Genomic DNA, 23,117 nt, shown 5'->3' on the forward strand with positions numbered 1-23,117 from the left:
CGACGGAGGTGGTTAATTCGCCAGCAAAAACTCCATCAACGCCTTCTGTGCGTGCAGCCGATTTTCGGCCTCATCCCACACCACCGAAATATTGCCGTCTTCAATCAATTCGCTGGACACTTCCATATCCCGGTAAGCGGGCAGGCAGTGCATAAACAGGGCGTCATTGGCGGCCAGTGACATCAGGTCGTGATCCACCATATAGCCTGCAAACGCCTGCTCGCGCGCTTTTTTCTCGTCTTCCTGGCCCATGGAGGCCCAGGTGTCGGTAACCACTAAATTAGCGCCAGCCACGGTCTGTTTGGGGTCGCGGGTGAGTTGGATTCGAGCCGCGTGTTTTTCCAGCAGTTCGCTATTGGGCTCGTAACCCTCGGGGCAGGCGATATTGAGCTGAAAATCTAGCAAGTCAGCGGCGTTGATGTAGGAGTGGCACATATTGTTGCCATCACCCACCCAGGCCACCGTTTTTCCCTGTAGCGAGCCACGGTGCTCGGTGTAGGTTTGAATATCCGCCAATAATTGGCAGGGATGGTAATCGTCGGTCAGGGCATTGATCACCGGCACCTGCGAGTATTCCGCAAAGCGTTCCACCTTGGCGTGTTCAAAGGTGCGGATCATCACGATATCGGTCATGCGGGAAATAACCCGGGCGGAATCTTCGATGGGTTCGCCACGGCCCAGCTGGGTATCGTTGGGTGATAGAAATAACGCACTGCCACCCAGTTGGGCCATGCCCGCCTCAAAGGAAACTCGGGTGCGGGTGGACGATTTTTCAAAAATCATTGCCAGTACTTTTCCATTTAAGGGTTTGCCAGCGGTACCCGCGCGGTGTTGCGCTTTTAGCTCGATAGCCCGTTGGATAATCTGCTGCAGTTCATCCCGGTTAAGGTCTTGCAGGGTCAGAAAGTGACGTGGTTTGGGGGTGAGTGTCATGGTGCAAACTCCTCAATCAAATTAACCAGGGTGTCCACCAGCAGGCTGGCTTCGTCGTCCTTCAGGTTTAGCGGTGGCAGCAGGCGTATCACTCGCTCGGCAGTTACTGTAATCAGCAGTCCTTTGGCGGTAGCGGCAGCGACCAGCTGGGCGCAAGGGTGTGCCAGCTCAATGCCGATCATCAAGCCTTTGCCGCGTACTTCAACAAAGTGAGGGCAGTGGCTCAGGCGTTCTCGCAGTTGATGTTGCAGCTGTTCACCCAGCTGTGCGGCGCGCTCTGCCAGGTTATCTTTTTGCAACGTGTCCACTACGGCTAAACCGACGCTGCAAGCCAGTGGGTTGCCACCAAAAGTGGAGCCATGGCTACCCGGTTGCATCAGCTGTGAAGCCTTGCCGGAGGCCATGCAAACACCAATGGGTACGCCGTTGCCAAGCCCTTTGGCGGTGGTTAATACATCCGGAAGAATGTCCGCGTGTTGGTAGGCAAAGTACTTGCCGGTACGGCCATTGCCGGTTTGAATCTCATCCAGCATCAACAACAGATCGTGGTTGTCACACAAGGTGCGCAATTGTTTTAGGTAATCGTCACTTGGCGTGTGAATACCGCCTTCTCCCTGAATCGGCTCCACCAGTACAGCAACGATGTTGGGGTTGCTTTTAACTGCAGCTTCCACGGCATCCGCGTCGCCAAATGGCACTCGTACAAAGCCGTCCAGGCAGGGGGTAAAGCCCTGCTGTACCTTGGGGTTACCAGTGGCGGTGAGTGTGGCCATGGTGCGGCCATGGAAGGCGTTTTCCATCACCACGATAGTAGGTACCGGAACGCCTTTGTTGTTGCCGTGCAGGCGCGCCAGTTTGATGGCGGCTTCGTTGGCTTCGGCACCGGAGTTGGCAAAAAACATATTGTCCATGCCGGATAGGGTGCGTAGCTTTTCCGCCAGCTGCTCTTGGGGTTGCAGGTTGTACAGGTTAGAGGCGTGAACCAGGGTGGCCGCTTGCTCCGATAGGGCTGCTGTCACCGCTGGGTGCGCGTGGCCCAGGCCGCACACGGCAATGCCGGAGATGGCATCCAGGTATTTGTTGCCCTGGTCATCCCACAACCAACTGCCGTCACCCTTGGTGACAGTGATGGCGCGGGTGCCGTAGTTGTTCATTAGTGCATTGCTCGCCACGCTGGACTCCTGTGAGCGGGAAAACCGCACATCATATAGCAGTGTGGTATTTGGTGGAATGGTTTGGAGCAGGGCCTGTTCGCACTAATTGAATCATCACTGCTGGGAGCCATTTTTTTGTCCAGCAAGGCAGAAGGAGTACTGTGTAGTCATTCTACATAAGGACTGATAACGCAGCTGGACGGACTTCTTGTTTATAAACAGGGGCCCCAGCCCTTCGGGTTGCGGCTAAAAAAGCGTCACTCTGTGTTGCTCGCCGCTCATTTGGAATGACCAAACCACACGACTCGCGCCTTGATTAACGCTTTTTTAGTCACAACAGTGGCGATTCAATTAGTGCGAACAGGCCCTAGAAATACTCCGTGCTGGGTAGAGTGCCAGTGCTGGTAATAGTCCTGAAAAACTTGTGGTTTTTCGCACCTGCCCAATGGAGTAGAATCAGCGGCCTTCCAGCCCGTTCGATACGAGCTCAGCCCGAAGTAACAAGCCCGAGGTAATCAGCCCATGGAAATTATGGATACCATTCGCGATCAGGTCGAAAGTAACGACGTGATCCTCTATATGAAAGGTTCGCCGAACCAACCCCAGTGTGGCTTTTCCGCTCGCACTGTACAGGCGCTGATGGCCTGTGGTCAGCGCTTTGCGTATGTGGACGTGCTGTCCAACCCGGATATTCGTACCAACTTGCCCAAGTACGCCAACTGGCCAACTTTCCCACAATTGTGGGTGAAAGGTGAGTTGATTGGCGGTTGCGATATCGTGGTGGAAATGTACGAAAAAGGTGAGCTCAAAGAGCTGGTTACTGAAGCTACAGCTGGTGATGAAAAGGATAATGGTTAATTACCTCAGCCGATCCTATTACCGGTATAGCTTTATTTAATGAGATTTTAGAAAAGGTTTGGGTAGAATTTATTGCTCAAAACCAAATACCTTACTGACCCATCTGGGTCAGTTGAAATTTTAGTGTTTAATTAATGCATCAAAGGAGAGCCAAATGGGCGTTTTAGTAGGCAAACAAGCACCGGACTTTACCGCAGCGGCAGTACTGGGCAACGGCGAAATCGTTGGCGATTACAACCTGGCAGAATCCATCAAAGGCAAGAAGGCAGTAATCTTCTTTTACCCGCTGGACTTCACTTTCGTATGCCCTTCCGAGTTGATCGCTTTCGATCACCGCTACGAAGAGTTCCAAAAGCGCGGTGTTGAAGTGATCGGTGTTTCCATCGATTCTCAGTTCAGCCACAACGCATGGCGCAACACCGCCGTTAACGACGGTGGCATTGGCCCGGTGAAATACGCTCTGGTTGCCGACGTAAAACACGAAATCTGCCAGGCTTACGACGTAGAAGCCGACGCTGGTGTTGCTTTCCGTGGTTCTTTCCTGATCGACGAAGATGGTGTTGTTCGCCACCAGGTAGTTAACGACCTGCCACTGGGCCGCAACGTAGACGAGATGCTGCGTATGGTTGACGCCCTGAACTTCCACCAGGAGCATGGTGAAGTGTGCCCCGCTGGCTGGGAAGAAGGCGACAAAGGCATGACCGCTTCCGGTGAAGGTGTTGCCGCTTACCTGAGCGAGAACGCTGACAAGCTGTAAGCCATAGCTGTTTTGCACAAATAAAAACCGGGCCTTTTGCGAGGCCCGGTTTTTTTATGCTGTGTCTTGGCTATTTCAGTGTTTGCTGGAATTGACCAGTACAAACATTACACAAATTGCTTGCGCCATGCTTTTGGTGTTGTGTTATTGAGTTGCTTGAATGTGCGCGTCAGGTGGGCCTGATCCGAGAAGCCGCAGCTCAGCGCAATATCGAAAAGCGGCTTCTTTGTGTTGGCAATCATCTCCGCCGCTCGCTCAACTCTGTAGCGCATCAAAAACTGGTACGGTGTGTCGCCAATCACCTGTTTAAACAATCGTGAAAAGTGGGATGACGACATGCCGATGTCCCGGGCCAAATCGTCAATTTGAATCGAATCGCCAAAATGGTTGGCTACAAAATCCAGTACCCGCTTATAGTGCTTGGCGGTAAATTTGTCCGAGTAAGTAATGTCATCGCTGCGGTCATCTCCATACTTGTTAACAAGTTTGACCAAAAAGACTCGCGCCAGGCTTTCAAACATCACATCGGAACTTGAACCTTCCAGCTGCAGGGCATCAAGCAGCATAACAGCGGCATTGGCAATGTCTTCGTCTTTGAAGTGGGGCAGGTCGAGAAGCTGCTGATCGGTTAATAAGCGCCCCAACTCACTCTGGGTAAATGTTTCAAGTTTATCCGGCTCCAGAGTAACCACAATGCATTTTGAGCGCGCATGCCAGCGCCAGCCACTTTCCAGGCCAGCGGGGGTAACCACGATGTCGTGCTTGCTGAATGTGAAATCCCGGTGTTGACCGCCACGCCAGTTTTCCAAACGGTGGGGTTCGTCCTTCAGATTAATCAGTATGTGGTGCTGGCTGAATGCCTGTGTCGCCATGCTGTCGGGTTCGGCTTCAAAATACTCCAGCGACAGGAGTTCACCGGCACTTTTGCGCACTTGATCACCGGAGCGCAGTAGGGGTTCTGACGGGTAACTGTCCTGATAATTACTCATGTTTGAAAGATAACGCGCAGAGCAGGAATCTTCAAAAAATAAGCAGCCTTTTCCTATAACGGTTTGCGCCGGATTGCTATTTTTCTCCCCGATCATCAAACGGGAGAGTGCAACCATGAACAGCCTCAAAAAAATCATTCTGTGTGCCACAGCTGTGGGCGTATTGACTGCCTGCGGCGCTAGCGACACCGCTTTCCAGCCGTCAGAAACATCAACAAGTTATGTGAAGGAGGTTCCAATGAGCCAATTTATCAACCTGCAAAACACCGCAGACTCTGCCGATATCACCAAAGAGTTCGTCAGCTTCGACAGCAATGGCGTTACCTTAAAAGGTGTTATTTATAAGCCCGCTGAGCTGAAGGGTGTCGCCCCTGCGGTTATTGTCACCGGCGCGTGGACGACGGTGAAGGAGCAAATGCCCGGCACTTACGCTCGTGAACTTGCCGAGCGTGGATTGGTGGCATTGGCCTTTGACTTTACCGGCTGGGGTGAAAGTGGCGGTGATCGCCGTTACGTGGAAGACCCCACGGTAAAAACCGCCGATATTCTCGCCGCTACCCGCTACATGGCAAGCCGCAGCGATGTAGATGCTACGCAGCTTTCTGGTCTGGGTATTTGCGCCTCTTCTGGTTATATGGCCGCCGCAGTAGCAGACAGCTCCCAGCTTTCCAAATTGGCTCTGGTGGCTCCCTGGTTGCATAACCCGGAAATGGCTGAAGCCATCTACGGTGGCTCAGACGCCGCCTCTGGGCTGATTGCAACCAGCGAAGAGGGCGAAATTGCCGACAGCCCTGTCGTTCTTACCGCAGCCAGCACGACGGACAATACCGCACCGATGTTTGAAGCACCTTATTACACCGAGGAGAACCGCGGCTTGATTTCGGCGTACGACAATCAATTCAGCGTGCTGACCTGGAAGCCCTGGTTAACTTACGACGGTTTAGCCTCTGCTGAGCGTTTGGGCAAACCTACGTTATTGGTGGGGTCGTCGGGTATGGCGTTGCCTGCAGGGGCAGATCACTTTGAGCAACTGACTGAGGCGCCACTCAAAAAGTTGTGGTTCGGCGATGAGGTTTCTCAATTCGATTTCTATGATCGCCGCGATGTTGTGACTGAAGCCTCCGATGCGGTGGCGGCGTTTTTTAAGGGGCAATAGTGTGTCCATTAAACCGATGATCATTCTGTTTGCTGCGATGACTTTGCTCGTGGCTTGCAGCAACCAATCAGAGCGTCAGCCTCAAAAGGAAGCAATGATGATTACCCCCGATCAAGCGGCTGTAGCCGGTATTGTTGAAAGCGTCGGCCTTCTGGCGGATCGCAGCGAGTACGATGCCCTGGCCCGGCTTTACGCGGATGAGTTTACCTTGGATTACTCGTCTTTAAACGGCCAGCCCCCTGCCACCAAAACCCCTGAGCAATTGATGTCTGAATGGGCCAGCGTGTTGCCGGGTTTTGGTCGCACCCGTCATCGCCTTTCTAACGTACAAGTGAGTGTGGATGGCAACAATGCCACAGCCACCGCAGACGTGGTTGCCTATCACTGGGTCGATGACCTTTTCTGGCAGGTAGATGGCAGTTATGACTACAAACTCGCCAAGCAAAATGGCCAATGGAAAATCACCTCAATGACCTTCAATCTTGAAGGTGAGCAAGGTACCCGAGAGGTGTTCGGGCCGGCAATGGCTGCGGCTGGCAGTAAGCTCTTGCCTGGTAGCATTGGTGAGCGCAACAAAGCCACGGTTAGTGCTTTTTTCAAGTATCTGGAGCAGGAAGATATTCCCGCTTTGGTGAATCTGTTTGCTGAAGATGGCGTACAAATTAACCCATATACTGGCGGCGTATTTCCATCTGGCGCTGTGGGGCGGGAAGAGTTGTTAAAATACTGGGCGCCGGTGCCCGGTTATTTCGATGGCATGATTTTTCCTGTTGAAGAAATTTTAGCCACGGAAGACCCGAATATAGTTTTCGTTCGCTACCAGGGAAAGATGAAGCTTAAGGATGGTGCGGGCATTTATGAAAATAAATACTACTCCACTTTCCGTTTTAACGATGAAGGCAAGATTACCGAGTACGTAGAAATTTTTGATCCTGTTGTTGCTGCGCGAGGTTTTGGGTTGCTGGATCAGCTCAAATAGTTCTCGGTTGTTTTCAGACAGTCTCTGATTGATTAGGAGCCACAAAAAATGCCAGCGCAGTGCTGGCATTTTTTGTGTCGCGAATCCTTACGCGGAGATTTAAATTGTCTCAGTCTTCAGAGCTGCTGTTTTGACAATAGTGCTCCATATCCACCGCGGTCAGTGCACTCATATTGAAAATGCCCCGTGAAGTCACGGAAGGAATCACAATGTGTGCAGGCTTTTTCAGGCCGGTGAGGAAGGGGCCGATCAACAGGGCGTCGGTAAAGGAGCGTACCAGCCCCAGGGCGATATTGGCGGCGTCCAGGTTGGGCATTACCAGCAGGTTGGCGCTGCCGCTGAGGTTGGCTTCAGAGTAGGCGATATCGCGGTTTTGGCTGTTGAAAGCACTGAGAGCGTGCATTTCGCCGTCCAACTCAATATCCGGGTATTGCTCCCGCAAAATCGCGGCCGCCTTGCGCATTTTCTTGGCAGAAGGCGCATTTGAGGTGCCAAAGTTGGAGTGAGACAGCAGGGCTACTTTTGGCTTGATGCCAAACTGACGAACAAATTCGATGGCAGCTTTGGTCTTGGTGACAATTTCCTCCGCTGTGGGGTCCACAGTCAGGAAGGAATCGGTCATAAAGATCGGGCCAGACGGCATCAACAGCGCCTGCACCGAGGAAATATGCTGGCCTTCTTCTTTGGTGCCCAATACCTGGTGAATATCGCGCAGGTGGCTGAGGAAGCGGCCAACCTTGCCGCAGATCATGCCGTGAGCTTCACCCAATGAAACCATTACCGCTGCCAAGGCAGTGGCATTGGTGGTCATCAGTGACTTGGCGGCTTCTACAGAAACGCCTTGGCGGCCGGTCATGATGTGGTAATGCTGCCAGTAGCGCTCGTGCTGGTCGGCGTCTTTGGGGTTGAATACATCAATATCTTTGCCTGGCTTCAGACGCAGGCTCAAACGTTGAATTTTTTCCTCGATAACATCCGGGCGGCCCAGAATGATTGGGCGGGCGACGTTTTCATCCACAACCGCTTGTACGGCCAGTAGTACGTCGTCGTTTTCGCCTTCCGCGTACACCAGGCTGCGCAATGGTCCGCGTTTGGCGGCCTGGATAACTGGCTCCATAAACAAGCCTGCGCGGTTAACAAACTCGTGCAGGGACTTTTTATAGGCGTCCAAATCTTCAATAGGGCGAGTGGCGACGCCACTGTCTATGGCGGCTTGAACCACGGCTACCGGCAGCTCTTCCACCAAACGGGGGTCGAAGGGCTTGGGAATCAGATAGTCGGGGCCAAATTTCAGCTCTTCACCCGCGTAGGCTTCTGCTACTACGTCGGTGGCTTCTTTCATGGCCAAGTCGGCGATAGCTCGCACACAGGCCATTTTCATTTCTTCGTTAATGGTGCTGGCACCACAGTCCAGAGCGCCACGGAAGATAAAGGGGAAGCAGAGTACGTTGTTTACCTGGTTGGGGTAGTCGGAGCGGCCGGTGGCGAGAATGGCATCTGGACGTACTGCCTTGGCTTCTTCCGGCAGAATTTCCGGTGTGGGGTTGGCCATCGCCAGAATCAGCGGATCGCGAGCCATGGTTTTGACCATGTCTGGCTTGAGAACGCCGGGGCCAGACAGGCCCATAAAGACGTCACAATCGACCATGGCGTCTGCCAGGGTGCGGGCGTCGGTATTGGCCGCCAGTTTTTCCTTCCAGGGGTTCATATTCTCTGGGCGACCTTCGTAGACTACGCCGCCGCGGTCTACCAGCAGCAGGTTGTCTTTGCTCAGGCCCATGCTGATCAGCAGCTCTACACAGGCGATACTGGCGGCGCCGGAACCGGATACCACCAGCTTGATGTCTTCGATTTTCTTGTCGACGATGCGCAGGCCGTTGTACACCGCAGCGGCAGCAACGATAGCGGTGCCGTGCTGGTCGTCGTGGAACACGGGAATGTTCATCCGCTCGCGCAGCTGGCGCTCTACCAAAAAGCACTCCGGTGCTTTGATGTCTTCCAGGTTAATGCCACCAAAGGTAGGCTCAAGTGCGGCGATGGTGTCGACCAGTTTGTCCACGTCGGTTTCGTCCACTTCAATGTCGAATACATCGATGTTGGCGAATTTTTTGAACAATACCGCTTTACCTTCCATCACTGGCTTGGACGCCAGCGGGCCGATGTTGCCGAGGCCGAGTACTGCAGTACCGTTACTGACCACCGCTACCAGGTTGCCACGGGAGGTGACTTTAGCGGCATAGTTGGGGTCGGCAACGATTTCCTCACAGGCGTAAGCCACACCGGGAGAGTAGGCCAGAGACAAGTCCCGTTTGTTGGCCAGGGATTTGGTGGGCTGGATTTCCATCTTTCCCGCTACCGGGTGAGTGTGGTAATGCAGGGCACTTTCTTTGAGGGAATCGTTATTCGTGTCGGACATGGCCTACCCCATTTCAATTAAAGGCTGTTACTGTTGTTTGTTGTGCTTTATAGCGGATAACGCGACTAAAGGCACAATTGTGTCACTAAATAGCCGCGTAGTTTAGCGCGTAAGAGTTTTTATTCCCATTGGGGAAATAGATTGCGGTTATGGCTTGGGTACCCCTAAGGTGTTAGACCAGCCATCCCCCCAATTCCCGCCAGCGGTTGACGATGGTGCAAAACAAGTCTGCGGTGCGTTCTGCGTCATAGCTGGCCGCGTGTGCTTCGCGGGTACTGAACTCGATATTGGCCGCTTCGCAGGCTTTGGCCAGTACTGTCTGACCATAGGCGAGCCCGCCCAGAGTCGCTGTATCAAAGCAACTAAACGGGTGAAACGGGTTGCGCTTGATGTCGCAACGCTCCACTGCGGCGTTAACAAAACCCAGGTCGAAATGCGCGTTGTGGGCAACCATGACGGCTCGTTTGCAGCTGTGGGATTTCACCGCTTTGCGCACTTTCTGGAACACCAGGTTTAGCCCCTCACACTCATCCAATGCGTTGCGCTCTGGGTCGTCGGGGTCAATGCCTGTAATTTCCAAAGCCGCTGGCTCCAGATTGGCCCCCGGAAAGGGTTCAACGGCGCAGCTGACGGTTTCGTCCGGCAACAGCCAGCCATCTTCGTCGACGGTCAGGGTGACAGCGGCAATTTCCAGCAGGGCGTCGGTATCTTTATTAAAACCGCCGGTTTCCACATCGACCACAACCGGTAAAAAACCGCGAAAGCGCTCTGCCAGAGGGGTGTAGTGATCTGACACCAGAATTCCTTATTGCAGTTTCCAGTTGAGGGTTTGCCCGGCGGCAAGTGGCGCCATGGTGTCTTTGCCCAGTGCCACTGCATCGGGAATCTGCCATGGGTTGCGGGCCAGAGTAATGGTTTCTGAATTGCGTGCCAGGCCGTAAAAGTCGGGCCCATGAAAACTGGCAAAGCCTTCCAGTTTATCCAGCGCGCCTGCCTGCTCAAACGCTTCGGCGTAGAGCTCAATAGCGGCGTGGTTGCTGTAGCACCCGGCACAGCCGCAGGCATTTTCTTTGCGATTTTTGGCGTGTGGTGCGGAGTCGGTGCCGAGAAAGAAGCGCGGATTGCCACTGGTGGCAGCTTCAATCAAGGCTTGTTGGTGGATATCTCGTTTCAAGATAGGCAGGCAGTAAAAATGCGGACGAATGCCTCCCACCAGCATGTGGTTGCGATTGTAGAGCAGATGCTGCGGCGTAATGGTGGCGGCCATATTGGTGTCAGCATCGGCAACGAACTGAGCTCCCTGGCGGGTGGTGATGTGCTCCAACACCATTTTCAACCCTTGAAACTTCTGGCGCAATGGGCCCAGGTGGCGGTCGATGAATACCGCTTCGCGATCAAAAATATCGATGTCGCTATCAGTCACTTCACCGTGCAGCAATAATGGAATGCCGGTTTTTTCCATCGCCTCCAAAGCGATGTGTACCTTGTTGAGGTCAGTCACTCCAGAGTCTGAGTTGGTGGTTGCCCCGGCAGGGTAGTACTTTACGGCTTTCACGAATCCGCTATTGGCGGCGGCTTCGATGTCGGCAGCACTGGTGTTGTCGGTAAGGTAAAGCACCATCAACGGTTCCCATGGGCTGTTTGCCGGGCGTTGTTCCAGTATGCGTTCCCGGTAAGCGGCGGCCTGTTCTACCTTGGTCACTGGTGGCACCAGGTTGGGCATAACAATCGCACGGTTAAAACAGCGGGCTGCGTCGGGCACAGTGGTTGTCAGTGCGTCGCTATCGCGCAGGTGTACGTGCCAATCGTCGGGGCGGGTAATAGTGAGGGTCTGCATAAATACCTGGTTGCCGGGTGCTTGTCTGGGGGCGAATGCTACCGGAAAGTGTTCGGCTTTTATATAAGGTGGCCCTAGGTTATAGGTATTGTCGATTTTATGAATGAGATTGCCTGTGAATTTTGCCGTGACAGGGGTAAAATGCGGAATCCGCATCCCAGCGCTATCTGCCAGGTGGTTAGAAAAAACAGACCATAACGTTGGCCGCCCATCCCACTTGATGTGTGTCAACGACCGCAGGTACCCCCAAAGTGATAATGGGCGCGGCTACCAGACAGACTATATTAATTAACTAAAAATCTGGGCGTTTTAGGGGATCTTCGACTTGAACTGTTGAGTACCAGGATTCTGCGCCCTGAGTTCTATCTAAATTGTAACGACAACCATAGGTAATCTGATGAGCAATGTTGCGACTGCCGGCGAGCAACCGGTGCACGACAGCGAAACCAGCGGCCAGTATTACACCGGTGTGGTGAAGGCCTTCGCCATCATGACAGTGGTGTGGGGCGTGGTTGGTATGGCCGTAGGGGTGCTGCTGGCAGCACAGCTGGTATGGCCGGACCTCAATAACCTGCTGCAGCCTTACACGCACTTCGGCCGCCTGCGCCCACTGCACACGAACGCAGTTATCTTTGCATTTGGTGGCTGTGCTTTGTTCGCTACCTCTTATCACGTTGTGCAGAGAACCTGTCGCACACGTTTGATTTCAAACGGTGCTGCTTGGTTCACTTTCTGGGGGTGGCAATTGGTTATCCTCGCGGCAGCGATTACCCTGCCAATGGGTTTCACCAGTGCCAAAGAATACGCCGAGCTGGAATGGCCCATTGATATTGCCATTACCATTGTTTGGCTGGTCTACGCCTATGTGTTCTTCGGTACCATCATGAAGCGCACCATCAAGCATATCTATGTAGCCAACTGGTTTTACGGTGGTTTTATTATTGCGGTGGCCATGTTGCACGTGGTGAACAGCGCAGAAGTACCAGTGAGCATGTGGAAATCCTATTCTGCGTACGCTGGTGCTGTAGATGCCATGATTCAATGGTGGTACGGCCATAACGCGGTGGGCTTTTTCCTGACCGCTGGCTTCCTGGGCATGATGTACTACTTTGTACCCAAACAGGCTGAGCGTCCGGTTTACTCGTATCGCTTGTCTATTGTTCACTTTTGGGCGTTGATTTCCCTGTACATCTGGGCTGGCCCTCACCACTTGCACTACACCGCATTGCCTGACTGGACTCAGACTTTGGGTATGATCATGTCTCTGGTGCTGTGGGCGCCATCCTGGGGCGGCATGATTAACGGTATCATGACTCTGTCTGGTGCCTGGACCAAGCTGCGCACCGACCCAACTCTGCGCTTCCTGGTTGTGTCTCTGTCGTTCTACGCCATGTCCACGTTTGAAGGCCCGATGATGGCTATCAAGTCGGTGAATGCCATGTCTCACTACACCGACTGGACCATCGGCCACGTTCACTCTGGCGCACTGGGCTGGGTGGCAATGATTTCCATCGGTGCTGTTTACCACCTGATTCCGGTGCTGAGCAATCGCAAAGAAATGTTCAGCGTGCAGCTGATTCACGTGCACTTCTGGTTGGCGACTATCGGCACCGTGTTGTACATCGCCTCCATGTGGGTAAATGGTCTGATGCAGGGCTTGATGTGGCGTGCTTTCAACGATGATGGCACTCTGACCTACCGCTTTGTTGACTCTGTTGAAGCCAGCTACCCAGGTTATTTTGTACGCCTGCTGGGCGGTGCCATGTTCCTGACCGGCATGCTGGTGATGGCCTACAACCTGTACCGTACGGTGTCTGACAAGCCATCCGATGAATCGGAACAAGCCGTTACCACGCAGAGCCAGGCGGCATAAGGGGAGATAACTGTGAAACACGAAGTCGTAGAAAAAAACATCGGTTTGATGGTGGTTCTGATTCTTGTGGCAGTGAGCTTTGGCGGTTTGGCTCAGATTCTGCCCCTGTTCTTTATCGATGAGACCACTCAGCCTGTGGATGGACTCAAGCCCCTGCCAGCTCTGGTGCTGGAAGGTCGTGATATTTACATTCGCGAAGGTTGCAACGTTTGTCACACCCAAATGATCCGTCCCTTCCGCGCTGAAACTGAGCGCTATGGACACTACTCAGTAGCGGGTGAGCATGTGTACGAACACCCGTTCCTGTGGGGCTCAAAGCGCACCGGCCCAGATTTGGCCCGTGTGGGTGGGCGCTACAGTGATGAATGGCACCGTGCGCATTTGTACAACCCCCGCGACGTTGTGCCCGAATCCAATATGCCGGAATTCCCTTGGCTGTTTACCAACGTATTGGATGGCAAGCTAACTGGCAAGAAAATGGAAGCTCTGCGTTCGGTTGGCGTTCCCTACACCGATGAAGACATTGCCGGTGCCGGGGAGGCTGTGAAAGGCCAGCGTGAAATTGACGCGGTTGTGGCTTATTTGCAACAGCTGGGCACTCTGCTCAAGCAGAAGCGTTAATAATGGATCAGGGAACCCTGCAGGGGATAGGCACCATTTTGGCAATGCTCGCTTTTGGCGGAATTGTCTGGTGGGCCTTTAGCAAACACAAAAAGCAAGATTTTGATGAAGCAGCGCAGTTGCCTTTTGACGAAGGTGAACTGGACGCTAATCAGCAAAGCGACGAGAAGAGGCAAAAACCACAATGAGCGCCTTCTGGAGTATCTGGATATCTATTATCACACTCATCGTTCTCGGTGGCTGTACCTGGTTGTTGTTGGCAAATCGCAATGTCGAGTTGCGAGACGACCAGACTCACACCGGTGAAGCGCCAACCACTGGCCATGTCTACGATGGTATTGAAGAATATGACAACCCGCTGCCTGCCTGGTGGTTCTGGAGTTTTCTGGGGTCGGTCATTTTCAGTGTGGCCTACCTGATCTGGTTCCCGGGGATGGGCAGTTGGGAAGGTGCCGCCAAGTTCTTTTCCAGTGACGGCAAGCCCTGGACCAAAGAAAATCAGTGGCAGCGCGAAATGGATAAGGCTGAGGAAAAATACGGCCCTATTTACGAGCAGTTTAAAGATACCCCAATTGTGGATATGGCCAAGGATCCGGTTGCCTTGAAAATGGGTCAACGTCTGTTTGCTGATAACTGTGCGATCTGCCACGGCATCGATGCCAACGGCAGCCATGGTTTCCCCAATTTGGCCGATAAAGACTGGCTGTTTGGTGGCGCTCCTGAAACCATCGAAGCCACCATTGCCCATGGCCGCCAAGGAGCGATGCCTGCTTGGGGTGAAGTGATTGGTGAAGACGGTGTGGTGAATGTGTCTGAGTATGTTCTCAGCCTAAGTGGCGAAGAGCACAACGCCGAGCAAGCCCAGGCGGGTGCAGAGGTCTACAACGCCACCTGCTCGACCTGCCACGGTCCTGACGGTACCGGCATGCAAGCGTTGGGTGCGCCGAACCTGACAGACAATGTTTGGTTGTATCGCGACCACCGCTACCCGCTGCGTTTGAGCATACGCCATTCTATACGCAGTGGCCGCAGTGGCTTGATGCCTGCTCAACAAGATCTGCTGAGACCAGAAAAAATCCGCCTGCTGGCGTCTTATGTATTCAGTCTGACGGCGGACGAATAACCAGTATAAGGTTGCTGGCAAGTATCTAAACGTAAGGTGGATTAACGCAATGTGATCCACCTTTCTTTTACGTGGTAGAGAGTGCTAAATGGTCGATTTACATAAGCCCACCCATGTTGAACAGGCTCAGGATGAAGAGGTTGTCAAAATTGTCAGCCTTTACCAAAGCGCCGATAAAATTTACACCCGCCGGGTAAAGGGCTTTTTCTCCAGTGTGCAGCGGTGGAGCTGGTTACCGCTTTTAGGGGCCTATTTTCTGCTGCCCTGGATTCAATACGATGGTCGCCAGATTGTCTGGTTTGATCTGGCAGAGCGCAAATTCTACGTATTTAGTCTGGTTTTCTGGCCACAGGATTTTATGCTGTTGGCGTGGCTACTGATTATTGCAGCGTTTTCATTATTTGCCGTCACTGTAGCGGTGGGCCGTGTGTGGTGCGGCTTTACCTGCCCACAAACGGTGTGGACGCTGATGTTTATGTGGGCGGAAAACCTTTGCGAAGGGGACCGTCTGAAGCGCATCAAACTGGATCGTGCTCCCTGGAACGCCAATAAAATCATGCGCAAGTCAGCAAAGCAGGGCATCTGGATTGGAATTGCCTTGCTCACTGGGCTGACGTTTGTGGGGTATTTCAACCCCATTCGTGAACTCAGCGTGGATATGCTTACCTTTAGCGCTGAGTTTCAGCCGGTATTCTGGGTACTGTTTTTTACTGCAGCTACTTACACCAACGCGGGTTTTATGCGTGAGCAGGTGTGTAAGTACATGTGCCCGTACTCGCGTTTTCAAAGCTCTATGTACGATGAAAACACGTTGCTGGTCTCTTACGACCAGAAGCGTGGCGAGGGCCGAGGCCCTCGCAAAAAGGGCGCGGATTACCGCTCTCAAGGGTTGGGTGACTGTGTAGACTGCACGCTCTGTGTGCAAGTGTGCCCGGTGGGTATCGATATCCGCGATGGCTTGCAATACGAGTGCATCAACTGCGGTTATTGCGTAGATGCCTGTAATGCGATTATGGACAAAATGGAATACCCGCGGGGGCTAATTCGCTTTACCACAGAGACCGCATTGACCAACAAGAAAGTACGCATTTGGCGGCCAAAATTGCTTGGTTACATACTGGGTGTGTTGATTATGTCCTCTGCCTTTGTGTACACCATGGCCACTCGAATACCGGTGGAAGTGAATGTGCAGCGGGATCGTAATGCACTGTTCCGTTTTACCAGTGAGGGCTTGTTAGAAAATGCCTACACCCTGAAAATTAACAATATGGATACTCTGGATCGCAGCTACCGGATTACGGTAGAAGGCGGCTTGCCCTATGAGATCAAGGGTGACCAGGAGGTGCTGGTAGAGGAAGGGGAGGTTCGTCATGTCCTGGTGAAACTTCGTCTCGACCCGACACTTCTGCAAACCCCTAATGCCGACCTTGCTTTTACTGTCGAAGCGCTGGATGATCCCAACATTCGCGATAGCCAAGAGAGTCGTTTTATCGGCCCTCGATAGCCATTTAAGTATTGTCTCGCCATTACTCCGGTGCTACTGGAGTAATGGCTTGAGTTCAATACCAAACCGTTTTCCTCAATAAACCGTGTAAGTAATAACGTGCAAAAAGTTATCGATACAAAACCCTGGTACCGCCAATTTTGGCCTTGGTTAATCATCAGTTTGCCCGCTACGGTGGTGGTGGCTGGCATCTCGATGATTCAACTCGCCAACCGCACTGCAGACGATATGGTGGTGGACAACTACTACAAGGATGGCAAGGCCATCAATCAGCGCCTTGAACAGGATGTGCAGGCTGCTGAATTGAATATGTTGGCGGAGATGAGTTTTAACTTCGACAGCGGCATGGTGAATGTCAGCCTCAGTGGCGATGAATTACCGGAGAGTTTGCAGCTGAAACTGTTGCACCCCATGGAAGCCGATAATGACCGCAATATTGCTCTGCAGCGTTTGTCCGCAAACAGCTATCGCGGAGAGCTGGATCAGCGTTTAAAACACCGCTATTTATTACGCCTGTTGCCGCCACAGGCTGATGAGCAAACCTTGCCCAAGTGGCGTTTGAATGGCGAGATCGATTTTGATCGCAGCCAGGGAACCGTACTAGTCGCCAATCAGCCGTGATTAGGGCCTGTTAACACTAATTGAATCGCCACTGTTGTGGCTAAACAAGCGCTAATCAAGGCGCGAGGAGAGTGGTTTGGTGATTCCAAATGAGCGACGAGCAACACCGAGTAGCGCTTGTTTAGCCACAACCCAAAGGGCTGGGGCCATTTTTTCGCCCAGCTGTGTTATCAGTCGCTTATGTAGAGTGACTACACGGCACTCCTTCTGCCTTACTGGGCAAAAAAATGACTCCCAGCAGTGATGACTCAATTAGTGTTAACAGGCCCTAGTTGTTACCACTGTGGCCTGCCGGTTCCTGATGATACTCATTTCCCGGCTGTCATCAATGGCGTAGAACAGCCAATGTGTTGTATTGGCTGTCAGGCTGTGGCGGTTGCCATTGTCGACGGTGGCCTTGGCAATTTCTACAAATACCGCTCCCAGCAACAGTCCCGCCCTGAAGAAGCCAATAACGACAGCCTGGCTGCTTATGACTTGCCAGAAGTACAAGAAGAGTTTGTTCACCATTTGGGCGATGACACCCTGAGGGTGGAGCTGCTGGTGGAAGGCATCACTTGTGCAGCTTGCTCCTGGTTGATCGAACACCACCTGGGCCGTATTAACGGGGTGCAGGCGGTGCGCGTCAATGTGACCACCCATCGCTGCTGGCTGGAGTGGGATAACAGCCAAGTGGCTCTCAGTCGTTTGCTATCCGGTTTGTTGGAAATTGGTTACCGCGCCCGCCCTGCAGGGGATGAAGAGGTGCGCCGCAACCGCAAGCAGGAAAACAGCCGCGCCTTGCAGCGGTTGGGGGTGGCCGGTATCGGCATGATGCAAGCGGGTATGCTGGCTATCGCACTCTATGCCGGGGCTTTTGACGGCATCGAATACCAGTGGCAACAACTGCTGCGCTGGGTCAGCCTGGTCGTTGCCACGCCGGTGGTTTTGTTTGCTGCCGCTCCGTTTTTCCGTGCTGCCTGGCGCAGCCTGAAAGCATTTCACCTGGTGATGGATGTGCCGGTGTCGCTGGCTATTGGCGCTGCCTACCTGGCCAGTGTTTGGGCCACCGTGAGTGGGGGCGGAGAGGTGTATTTCGACTCCGTATCCATGTTTACCTTCTTCCTGCTGTTGGGTCGTTACCTGGAAATGCGGGTGCGCCACCGCAACGAACAGCGTATGGAAGGCTTGGGCCAATTGCTACCACCGGTAGCACAGCGAGTTGATGCGGATGGTGAACAGTCGGTACCGGTAAAGGCCCTGCGTGCCAAGGACTTTGTCAAAGTGGCGCCGGGAGAAGTGATTCCCTGCGATGGTGTTGTGGTCGATGGCCACAGCCATGTGGTTGAGGCAGTGCTGACCGGGGAGCAAAACCCGGTGGTGAAAGCCCCGGGTGATGTGGTCAGTGCGGGCACCGCCAACAGCGAAAACCCACTGCTGGTGGAAGTGCAGGCGGCGGGCAAAGACACTCGCTTGTCGGCCATTCTCCAATTGGTGGCTCGAGCCCAACTGGAAAAACCCAGGCAATTGGCGTTGGCAGATCGCCTGGCTGGCTGGTTTGTGGGCTTCGTGTTGCTGGTGTCGGCATCGGTTGCCTGGTATTGGTACCAGCAAGAACCTGCAAAAGCGCTTTGGGTCACCCTTTCCGTGTTGGTGGTCACCTGTCCATGCGCGCTGTCTTTGGCAACACCTACGGCTCTGGCAGTGGCGACACACGGTATGCGTCGCCTGGGTTTGTTGGTGAGTCGCGGCCATGTTATGGATGCACTGTTAAAGGCTGGCAGGGTAGTGTTCGATAAAACCGGGACACTCACCACCGGCCAAATGAGTGTTGTAGAAGTGGTGTCTCGCAGTGGAGCGCCCGAGCAAAAAATTCTGGCCATTGCCGCTGCCCTGGAAGCGGGTTCTCGTCACCCCATTGCCCGCGCTTTTGACGATTGTGATGGCGGCCTGCTGGCAACGGCTATTGATAACCGGGTGGGTGCCGGAGTGAGCGGTATTATTGATGGCGTACGCTACGCCATTGGCCGCGAGCAATACATTACCGAGTTGTTTGGCCGCAGCGATGAATTGCCACGCGCCCCCGGTGGTAGTGAAGTCTGGCTGTTGCTGGCCAGCGAATCCAGAATCATTGGTTGGATATTGTTGCGAGATCAGCTGCGTAGCGACGCAGGCCAGGCAGTGAATCAGTTACAAGATGCTGGTTTACAGGTGGAATTACTCAGCGGTGATCGCCCGGTGGCGGTGGCGGCACTGGCTGGGCACTTGGGTATCAGTCACTGGCAGGGTGGTATTTCCCCGGAAGATAAATTGGCTCATGTGCAGCGGCTTCAAGACACGGGTGAAACGGTACTGATGGTGGGTGATGGCATTAACGATGTGCCTGTTCTCAGTGGCGCCGATGTATCGGTTGCCATGGGCGATGCCGCTGATATCACGCGCATTCACGCCGATACTGTACTGATGTCTGGGCAAATTGCGACTTTGCCGAGAGCGTTGCAGTACGCTCGCCTTACCCACCGAGTGATTCGCCAAAACTTGTGCTGGGCACTGGCGTATAATCTGCTCGCATTACCGCTGGCGGCCATGGGCTTGGTGCCACCTTGGGCGGCAGCCATTGGTATGTCTGCCAGTTCACTGGTGGTGGTGCTTAATGCGCTGCGGCTGTCCCGCCACGGGTAAGCGTTGAGGTAACCGTTATGGAAAGTCTGTACTTGCTGATTCCTGTTTCCGTCCTTTTGCTGCTGATCGGCATTGGCGTTTATTTCTGGGCGGTTAAAAGTGGCCAATACGATGATTTGGACGGGGAAGGCGAACGCATTCTGTTTGATGACGACGACACTCCCTCTGACAGTGAGCCCAAATGATTGAAGCTTCTATCCTTGCGGGTTTGTTGGCCATGGGACTGTCCAGCGGAGTCCACTGTATCGGCATGTGCGGTGGTATTGCCGCAGCACTGGGGTTTGCAGTGGATCCAGAGCGCTCTTCTCTGGGGCAGCGCTTGCCGGTATTGCTGGCGTACAACCTGGGGCGAGTTATCAGCTACAGCATCGCCGGTGCACTGGTGGGCTTTCTGGGCTTACTCAGCCGTCAGCTGCACGGCGACATGATGGTGGCCTTGCGCACATTGGCGGCATTGCTGTTGGTGATGATGGCACTGTATCTGGCAGATTGGTGGCGGGGCTTGGTACGGTTGGAAAAAATGGGGGCAGTGTTTTGGCGTTTGCTGCAACCTTTGGGGCGACGCCTGATGCCTGTGCGTACGCCGGGCAGAGCATTGCTGCTGGGCGCCGTATGGGGCTGGTTGCCCTGTGGCTTGGTGTACAGCGCTCTGGCGCTGGCGGCTACTGCTGGCAACCCGGCGGCGTCGGCACTGGGAATGGCGATATTTGGCTTATGTACCATACCGGCCATGCTGGCCGGTGGTATTTTCTCGGATCAGTTGCGAGCCTGGCTGCAAAATCGCACATTGCGTACCGTTATGGCACTGCTATTAATCGGTTTTGCGATTTGGGTGTTTTGGACCGGCGCAGGCCATATAATAACAGGGCATCACGGCACGGGAGAGTTGCACTGCGAACCCTGGCATTAACTGTGATGACAGTTCACCGGCGTGCAGTTGACTTTGGTCAAAGGCTCTTGTTCACTCCCGGTGGATAATTACCGCATTGTAGGTAGGGGAATACACGGTTTTTACGGTAAAAGCCGGATTTAATTCTCTATAACAACTATCATAAGGGCATATTTCAAATAATTGCGTTTTGAAATGTGCCTGCACGGGGGGTGTGATAGCACCCATAAACTACTGAGTGTGTTGGGAGTAAGTTATGTTCAACCATATTCCAGGGCTATTGTTTAACCCACGCCAGGAATGGAAAAAAATTGCTCATCTTTCTGATGAAGCCCTCAAGCGTCAGCTGCCGTACTTTATTGTGATGGCACTGATTCCCGCTGTGGGTTTTTATTGGGGGACTACCCAAGTAGGCTGGTCTATTATCGGCGATAAGGTGTACCGGATTACCGAGGCCAGTGCATTGCCGCTTACCGTGCTGTTTTACGCCGTGATTGTGGGCTCGGTTCTGGCGGTTGGTTACATTATTCACTGGATGTCGCGCACCTACCGCGGTGACTCTTTCAGAATCAAAGATTTTGTATTGGTGGGCTATGCCATGACCCCGGTATTTATTGCCGGTGCCTTTAGTTTCTACCCTATCTTCTGGTTGGACATCATCATTGCTACCGCTGCCTGTAGCTACATGATCTACCAGCTTTATATCGCCATTCCCCTGCTGCTGCATGTGCCTCAAGAACGCGGCTTCCTGTATGCCAGTGCGGTAATGATGATGGTGCTGGTACTGGCAGTGATTATTCTGGGTGCCACAGTCATTCTCTGGGAAATGGGTGCGATGCCCGTTTTCATTGATTAACGGCTCACTCAGTGATCGAACGTTAATCACTGGCATTGCCGATTGCCCATGGTTGGCATAATATCGGCGACTGCCACAAAGTCGAAGCCGGGCATAAGCCCGGCTTTTTTGTATCTGAACGAGGGGATTATGCGCTTACTACACACCATGCTCAGAGTTGGCGACCTGGACAAGTCCATCGAGTTCTACGTGGATGTTTTGGGCATGACATTGCTGCGCCGTAAAGATTACCCGGATGGTCGCTTTACTTTGGCGTTTCTCGGCTATGGCCCGGAGTCTGAACACACAGCGTTGGAATTGACCCACAATTGGGATACCGACAGCTATCAACTGGGTAATGGCTTTGGCCACCTAGCCATAGAGGTGGCCGATGTTTACGATGCCTGTGAGCAGATCCGTGCCAAAGGGGGCAACGTTATTCGTGACGCAGGGCCCATGAAGCATGGAACCACCGTGCTAGCATTTGTTGAAGATCCGGACGGCTATCAAATCGAATTGCTGTCTGGAAAATAAAAAAATCAAAGTGTAAGGAAAAGGATTGATGAAAAAAGTACTGACCATTGTTGTGATATTGGTGGTTATAGCGGTTCTTGGGGGGCCTTTCTTCACCGCCAAGCTGGCTCGCCAAGGGCTGGAACAACAGGTAGCGCTGATTAACGAAATGCCGGGTTATCAGGCAGAACTGGTGAATTACCAAAAAGGCTGGTTCAGTGCGACTACCCAAATGCATGTGGGTATCGATGAAACGGCTCTGGCCAATAACCCCGGTATGGAAGAAGTAGGGGATCTCGGTTTTCTGATGGACATAGACATTGTCCATGGCCCCTTGTTGCTGAGGGACACAACTGGCGTTGGTCTGGTTGCAGCCACCGGTACGCTCAATGAAGACAACACACCTGCACTCACGGAGTTTCGTGAGTTGGCGGGCCTGGACACCTTGATGACCTACGAGCAGGTGACCAACCTGCTGGGTGTGAGCAGCTATGTGGTGGCGGTTCCGGCATTTGACGTGGCCGATGACAATAGCGAGTTTGTGTTTGGTGGCTTTGAGGTTGCCGGCGATTATGACCTCAAATCCCGTATGCTGACCGGGCAAGGTGCACTGGCTGAAACCCGTGTTGTGAGTGCTAACAGCACCATGGTATTCGATGCCATGACCTTTGATTACGACCTGGAGTTGGTGAACTGGGCACTGCAGCTGGGTGAGCAGAATATGACCATGCCCGGTGTTCGCGTTTATCCAGGCAAAGACACCAGCAGTGAGCCAATAATGCTGCTGCAAAACCTAGTGATTGTCTCTGATGCTGATTACGACAGCGATGAAACCGTCACTGTAAAAATGAATGTGGCCCTGGACAAAGTGAATGCCCAAGGCATGCAGTTGGAAGGGTTTAATTTCGACTTTCTGATTGAACGCTTTAGTGTGAAAGCCATCGATCAATTTATGGAAATGTACCAAAATGCCATGGCCAGTATGGCAGACCCCGAGTTGGCTCAGATGCAAATGGCCATGGGCGGGATGGCCCTGGCACCGGAAATTTTGCAACAGTCCCCGGTATTTGCGATTCCTGACCTCAGTTTAAAACTCAATGGCGAGCCTCTAACCGCCAACGCCCGCATTGAAGTTCATGCGGACGGCTTGGACATGGCTACTGTGACGGCGAACCCCCAGCCACTGCTGCAAAAATTGGTGGCGGGGCTAAACCTGGAAGTCAGTGATGGTCTGATGCAGCAATTTGGTGCCTTTCTGGGTGGGCAACAGGCGATGATGGAAAAAACTGAAACCGGTTATCGAGTGCAATTTTCCATGAAAGACGGCGCGGCCACACTCAACGGTCAACCACTGCCGCCGTTGTTCTAAAGGATCGTATCTGTTCTTCTTAAACGGCC

General features: G+C 53.2%; 22 protein-coding genes. 16 read left to right on the plus strand and 6 right to left on the minus strand.

Annotated features, from left to right (window positions below; translation table 11 throughout):
• Positions 1-12 precede the first annotated feature (12 nt).
• Together argF and KFE80_13390 are read right to left on the minus strand one after the other, a co-directional pair.
• Positions 13-933 (minus strand): ornithine carbamoyltransferase, encoded by a 921-nt coding sequence (argF, locus tag KFE80_13385; protein UTW45329.1) that lies wholly within the window; start codon positions 931-933, stop codon positions 13-15.
• Positions 930-2,105, minus strand: coding sequence for an acetylornithine transaminase (locus KFE80_13390; GenBank protein ID UTW45330.1), 1,176 nt, complete (start codon positions 2,103-2,105; stop codon positions 930-932). The genes argF and KFE80_13390 overlap by 4 nt, the downstream gene beginning before the upstream one ends.
• 504 nt (positions 2,106-2,609) lie before the next feature.
• Here KFE80_13390 and grxD point away from each other — a divergent pair.
• Both grxD and KFE80_13400 read left to right on the plus strand, forming a co-directional pair.
• Positions 2,610-2,945 carry a Grx4 family monothiol glutaredoxin gene (gene grxD, locus KFE80_13395; protein ID UTW45331.1) on the plus strand — a complete coding sequence of 112 codons (336 nt, stop codon included), beginning with the start codon at positions 2,610-2,612 and terminating at the stop codon, positions 2,943-2,945.
• A 154-nt stretch (positions 2,946-3,099) separates the two neighbouring features.
• Positions 3,100-3,702, plus strand: a complete 603-nt coding sequence (locus tag KFE80_13400) for a peroxiredoxin C (GenBank protein ID UTW45332.1) — start codon at positions 3,100-3,102, stop codon at positions 3,700-3,702.
• 107 nt (positions 3,703-3,809) lie between these two features.
• Here the strand turns inward: KFE80_13400 and KFE80_13405 are convergent, their stop codons facing one another.
• Entirely contained in the window at positions 3,810-4,691 is an 882-nt protein-coding gene (locus KFE80_13405; protein ID UTW45333.1) for a helix-turn-helix domain-containing protein, read from the minus strand.
• A 337-nt stretch (positions 4,692-5,028) separates the two neighbouring features.
• Between KFE80_13405 and KFE80_13410 the strand changes: the two genes are divergently transcribed.
• Together KFE80_13410 and KFE80_13415 are read left to right on the plus strand one after the other, a co-directional pair.
• Positions 5,029-5,847 carry an alpha/beta hydrolase gene (locus KFE80_13410; protein UTW46743.1) on the plus strand — a complete coding sequence of 273 codons (819 nt, stop codon included), beginning with the start codon at positions 5,029-5,031 and terminating at the stop codon, positions 5,845-5,847.
• Position 5,848: 1 nt separating this feature from the next.
• Positions 5,849-6,826 (plus strand): nuclear transport factor 2 family protein, encoded by a 978-nt coding sequence (locus KFE80_13415; protein ID UTW45334.1) that lies wholly within the window; start codon positions 5,849-5,851, stop codon positions 6,824-6,826.
• Between the two features lie 109 nt (positions 6,827-6,935).
• Here KFE80_13415 and KFE80_13420 read toward each other — a convergent pair whose 3' ends face one another.
• The 3 genes from KFE80_13420 to pyrC all read right to left on the minus strand — a co-directional run bounded on the left by KFE80_13420 (position 6,936) and on the right by pyrC (position 11,079).
• On the minus strand, positions 6,936-9,242 hold the full coding sequence (locus KFE80_13420) for an NADP-dependent malic enzyme (GenBank protein ID UTW45335.1): 2,307 nt from the start codon (positions 9,240-9,242) through the stop codon (positions 6,936-6,938).
• A 172-nt stretch (positions 9,243-9,414) separates the two neighbouring features.
• Complete coding sequence (gene rnt, locus KFE80_13425) at positions 9,415-10,017, minus strand: ribonuclease T (GenBank protein ID UTW46744.1); 603 nt, start codon at positions 10,015-10,017, stop codon at positions 9,415-9,417.
• A gap of 30 nt (positions 10,018-10,047) precedes the next feature.
• Positions 10,048-11,079 (minus strand): dihydroorotase, encoded by a 1,032-nt coding sequence (pyrC, locus tag KFE80_13430; protein ID UTW45336.1) that lies wholly within the window; start codon positions 11,077-11,079, stop codon positions 10,048-10,050.
• Positions 11,080-11,476: 397 nt separating this feature from the next.
• Between pyrC and ccoN the strand changes: the two genes are divergently transcribed.
• From ccoN to KFE80_13490, 12 genes are all read left to right on the plus strand, one after another.
• A complete protein-coding gene (ccoN, locus tag KFE80_13435; protein UTW45337.1) occupies positions 11,477-12,952 on the plus strand; it encodes a cytochrome-c oxidase, cbb3-type subunit I in 1,476 nt (491 codons plus the stop codon).
• Between the two features lie 12 nt (positions 12,953-12,964).
• Complete coding sequence (gene ccoO / locus KFE80_13440; GenBank protein ID UTW45338.1) at positions 12,965-13,573, plus strand: cytochrome-c oxidase, cbb3-type subunit II; 609 nt, start codon at positions 12,965-12,967, stop codon at positions 13,571-13,573.
• Between the two features lie 2 nt (positions 13,574-13,575).
• On the plus strand, positions 13,576-13,761 hold the full coding sequence (locus KFE80_13445; protein ID UTW45339.1) for a cbb3-type cytochrome c oxidase subunit 3: 186 nt from the start codon (positions 13,576-13,578) through the stop codon (positions 13,759-13,761).
• Positions 13,758-14,696, plus strand: coding sequence for a cytochrome-c oxidase, cbb3-type subunit III (gene ccoP, locus KFE80_13450; GenBank protein UTW45340.1), 939 nt, complete (start codon positions 13,758-13,760; stop codon positions 14,694-14,696). The genes KFE80_13445 and ccoP overlap by 4 nt, the downstream gene beginning before the upstream one ends.
• A gap of 88 nt (positions 14,697-14,784) precedes the next feature.
• The gene (gene ccoG, locus KFE80_13455) at positions 14,785-16,200 is read left to right on the plus strand and encodes a cytochrome c oxidase accessory protein CcoG (protein UTW45341.1); all 1,416 of its coding nucleotides are present in this window, start codon (positions 14,785-14,787) and stop codon (positions 16,198-16,200) included.
• A 99-nt stretch (positions 16,201-16,299) separates the two neighbouring features.
• The gene (locus KFE80_13460) at positions 16,300-16,821 is read left to right on the plus strand and encodes a FixH family protein (GenBank protein UTW45342.1); all 522 of its coding nucleotides are present in this window, start codon (positions 16,300-16,302) and stop codon (positions 16,819-16,821) included.
• 243 nt (positions 16,822-17,064) lie between these two features.
• On the plus strand, positions 17,065-19,482 hold the full coding sequence (locus KFE80_13465; GenBank protein ID UTW46745.1) for a heavy metal translocating P-type ATPase: 2,418 nt from the start codon (positions 17,065-17,067) through the stop codon (positions 19,480-19,482).
• 17 nt (positions 19,483-19,499) lie between these two features.
• The gene (ccoS, locus tag KFE80_13470) at positions 19,500-19,667 is read left to right on the plus strand and encodes a cbb3-type cytochrome oxidase assembly protein CcoS (protein ID UTW45343.1); all 168 of its coding nucleotides are present in this window, start codon (positions 19,500-19,502) and stop codon (positions 19,665-19,667) included.
• Positions 19,664-20,392: a sulfite exporter TauE/SafE family protein gene (locus tag KFE80_13475; GenBank protein UTW45344.1), complete on the plus strand. Its 729-nt coding sequence runs from the start codon at positions 19,664-19,666 to the stop codon at positions 20,390-20,392. The genes ccoS and KFE80_13475 overlap by 4 nt, the downstream gene beginning before the upstream one ends.
• Before the next feature lie 235 nt (positions 20,393-20,627).
• Positions 20,628-21,227: a DUF1282 family protein gene (locus tag KFE80_13480; GenBank protein UTW45345.1), complete on the plus strand. Its 600-nt coding sequence runs from the start codon at positions 20,628-20,630 to the stop codon at positions 21,225-21,227.
• Between the two features lie 129 nt (positions 21,228-21,356).
• Positions 21,357-21,740, plus strand: coding sequence for a lactoylglutathione lyase (gene gloA, locus KFE80_13485; protein ID UTW45346.1), 384 nt, complete (start codon positions 21,357-21,359; stop codon positions 21,738-21,740).
• A 28-nt stretch (positions 21,741-21,768) separates the two neighbouring features.
• On the plus strand, positions 21,769-23,088 hold the full coding sequence (locus KFE80_13490) for a YdgA family protein (GenBank protein UTW45347.1): 1,320 nt from the start codon (positions 21,769-21,771) through the stop codon (positions 23,086-23,088).
• Positions 23,089-23,117: the final 29 nt, after the last annotated feature.

It is taken from the genome of bacterium SCSIO 12696 (genome assembly GCA_024397955.1).
Taxonomy (GTDB): domain Bacteria; phylum Pseudomonadota; class Gammaproteobacteria; order Pseudomonadales; family Porticoccaceae; genus SCSIO-12696.

Excerpts from the sequence above, each read along its gene's own strand:
- argF (UTW45329.1), bottom strand. The coding sequence starts at position 933 with ATGACACTCACCCCCAAACCACGTCACTTTCTGACCCTGCAAGACCTT.
- grxD (UTW45331.1), top strand. The coding sequence starts at position 2,610 with ATGGAAATTATGGATACCATTCGCGATCAGGTCGAAAGTAACGACGTG.
- KFE80_13400 (UTW45332.1), top strand. The coding sequence starts at position 3,100 with ATGGGCGTTTTAGTAGGCAAACAAGCACCGGACTTTACCGCAGCGGCA.
- KFE80_13405 (UTW45333.1), bottom strand. The coding sequence starts at position 4,691 with ATGAGTAATTATCAGGACAGTTACCCGTCAGAACCCCTACTGCGCTCC.
- KFE80_13420 (UTW45335.1), bottom strand. The coding sequence starts at position 9,242 with ATGTCCGACACGAATAACGATTCCCTCAAAGAAAGTGCCCTGCATTAC.
- pyrC (UTW45336.1), bottom strand. The coding sequence starts at position 11,079 with ATGCAGACCCTCACTATTACCCGCCCCGACGATTGGCACGTACACCTG.
- ccoN (UTW45337.1), top strand. The coding sequence starts at position 11,477 with ATGAGCAATGTTGCGACTGCCGGCGAGCAACCGGTGCACGACAGCGAA.
- KFE80_13445 (UTW45339.1), top strand. The coding sequence starts at position 13,576 with ATGGATCAGGGAACCCTGCAGGGGATAGGCACCATTTTGGCAATGCTC.
- ccoP (UTW45340.1), top strand. The coding sequence starts at position 13,758 with ATGAGCGCCTTCTGGAGTATCTGGATATCTATTATCACACTCATCGTT.
- ccoG (UTW45341.1), top strand. The coding sequence starts at position 14,785 with ATGGTCGATTTACATAAGCCCACCCATGTTGAACAGGCTCAGGATGAA.
- KFE80_13465 (UTW46745.1), top strand. The coding sequence starts at position 17,065 with ATGACTCAATTAGTGTTAACAGGCCCTAGTTGTTACCACTGTGGCCTG.
- ccoS (UTW45343.1), top strand. The coding sequence starts at position 19,500 with ATGGAAAGTCTGTACTTGCTGATTCCTGTTTCCGTCCTTTTGCTGCTG.
- KFE80_13475 (UTW45344.1), top strand. The coding sequence starts at position 19,664 with ATGATTGAAGCTTCTATCCTTGCGGGTTTGTTGGCCATGGGACTGTCC.
- KFE80_13480 (UTW45345.1), top strand. The coding sequence starts at position 20,628 with ATGTTCAACCATATTCCAGGGCTATTGTTTAACCCACGCCAGGAATGG.
- gloA (UTW45346.1), top strand. The coding sequence starts at position 21,357 with ATGCGCTTACTACACACCATGCTCAGAGTTGGCGACCTGGACAAGTCC.
- KFE80_13490 (UTW45347.1), top strand. The coding sequence starts at position 21,769 with ATGAAAAAAGTACTGACCATTGTTGTGATATTGGTGGTTATAGCGGTT.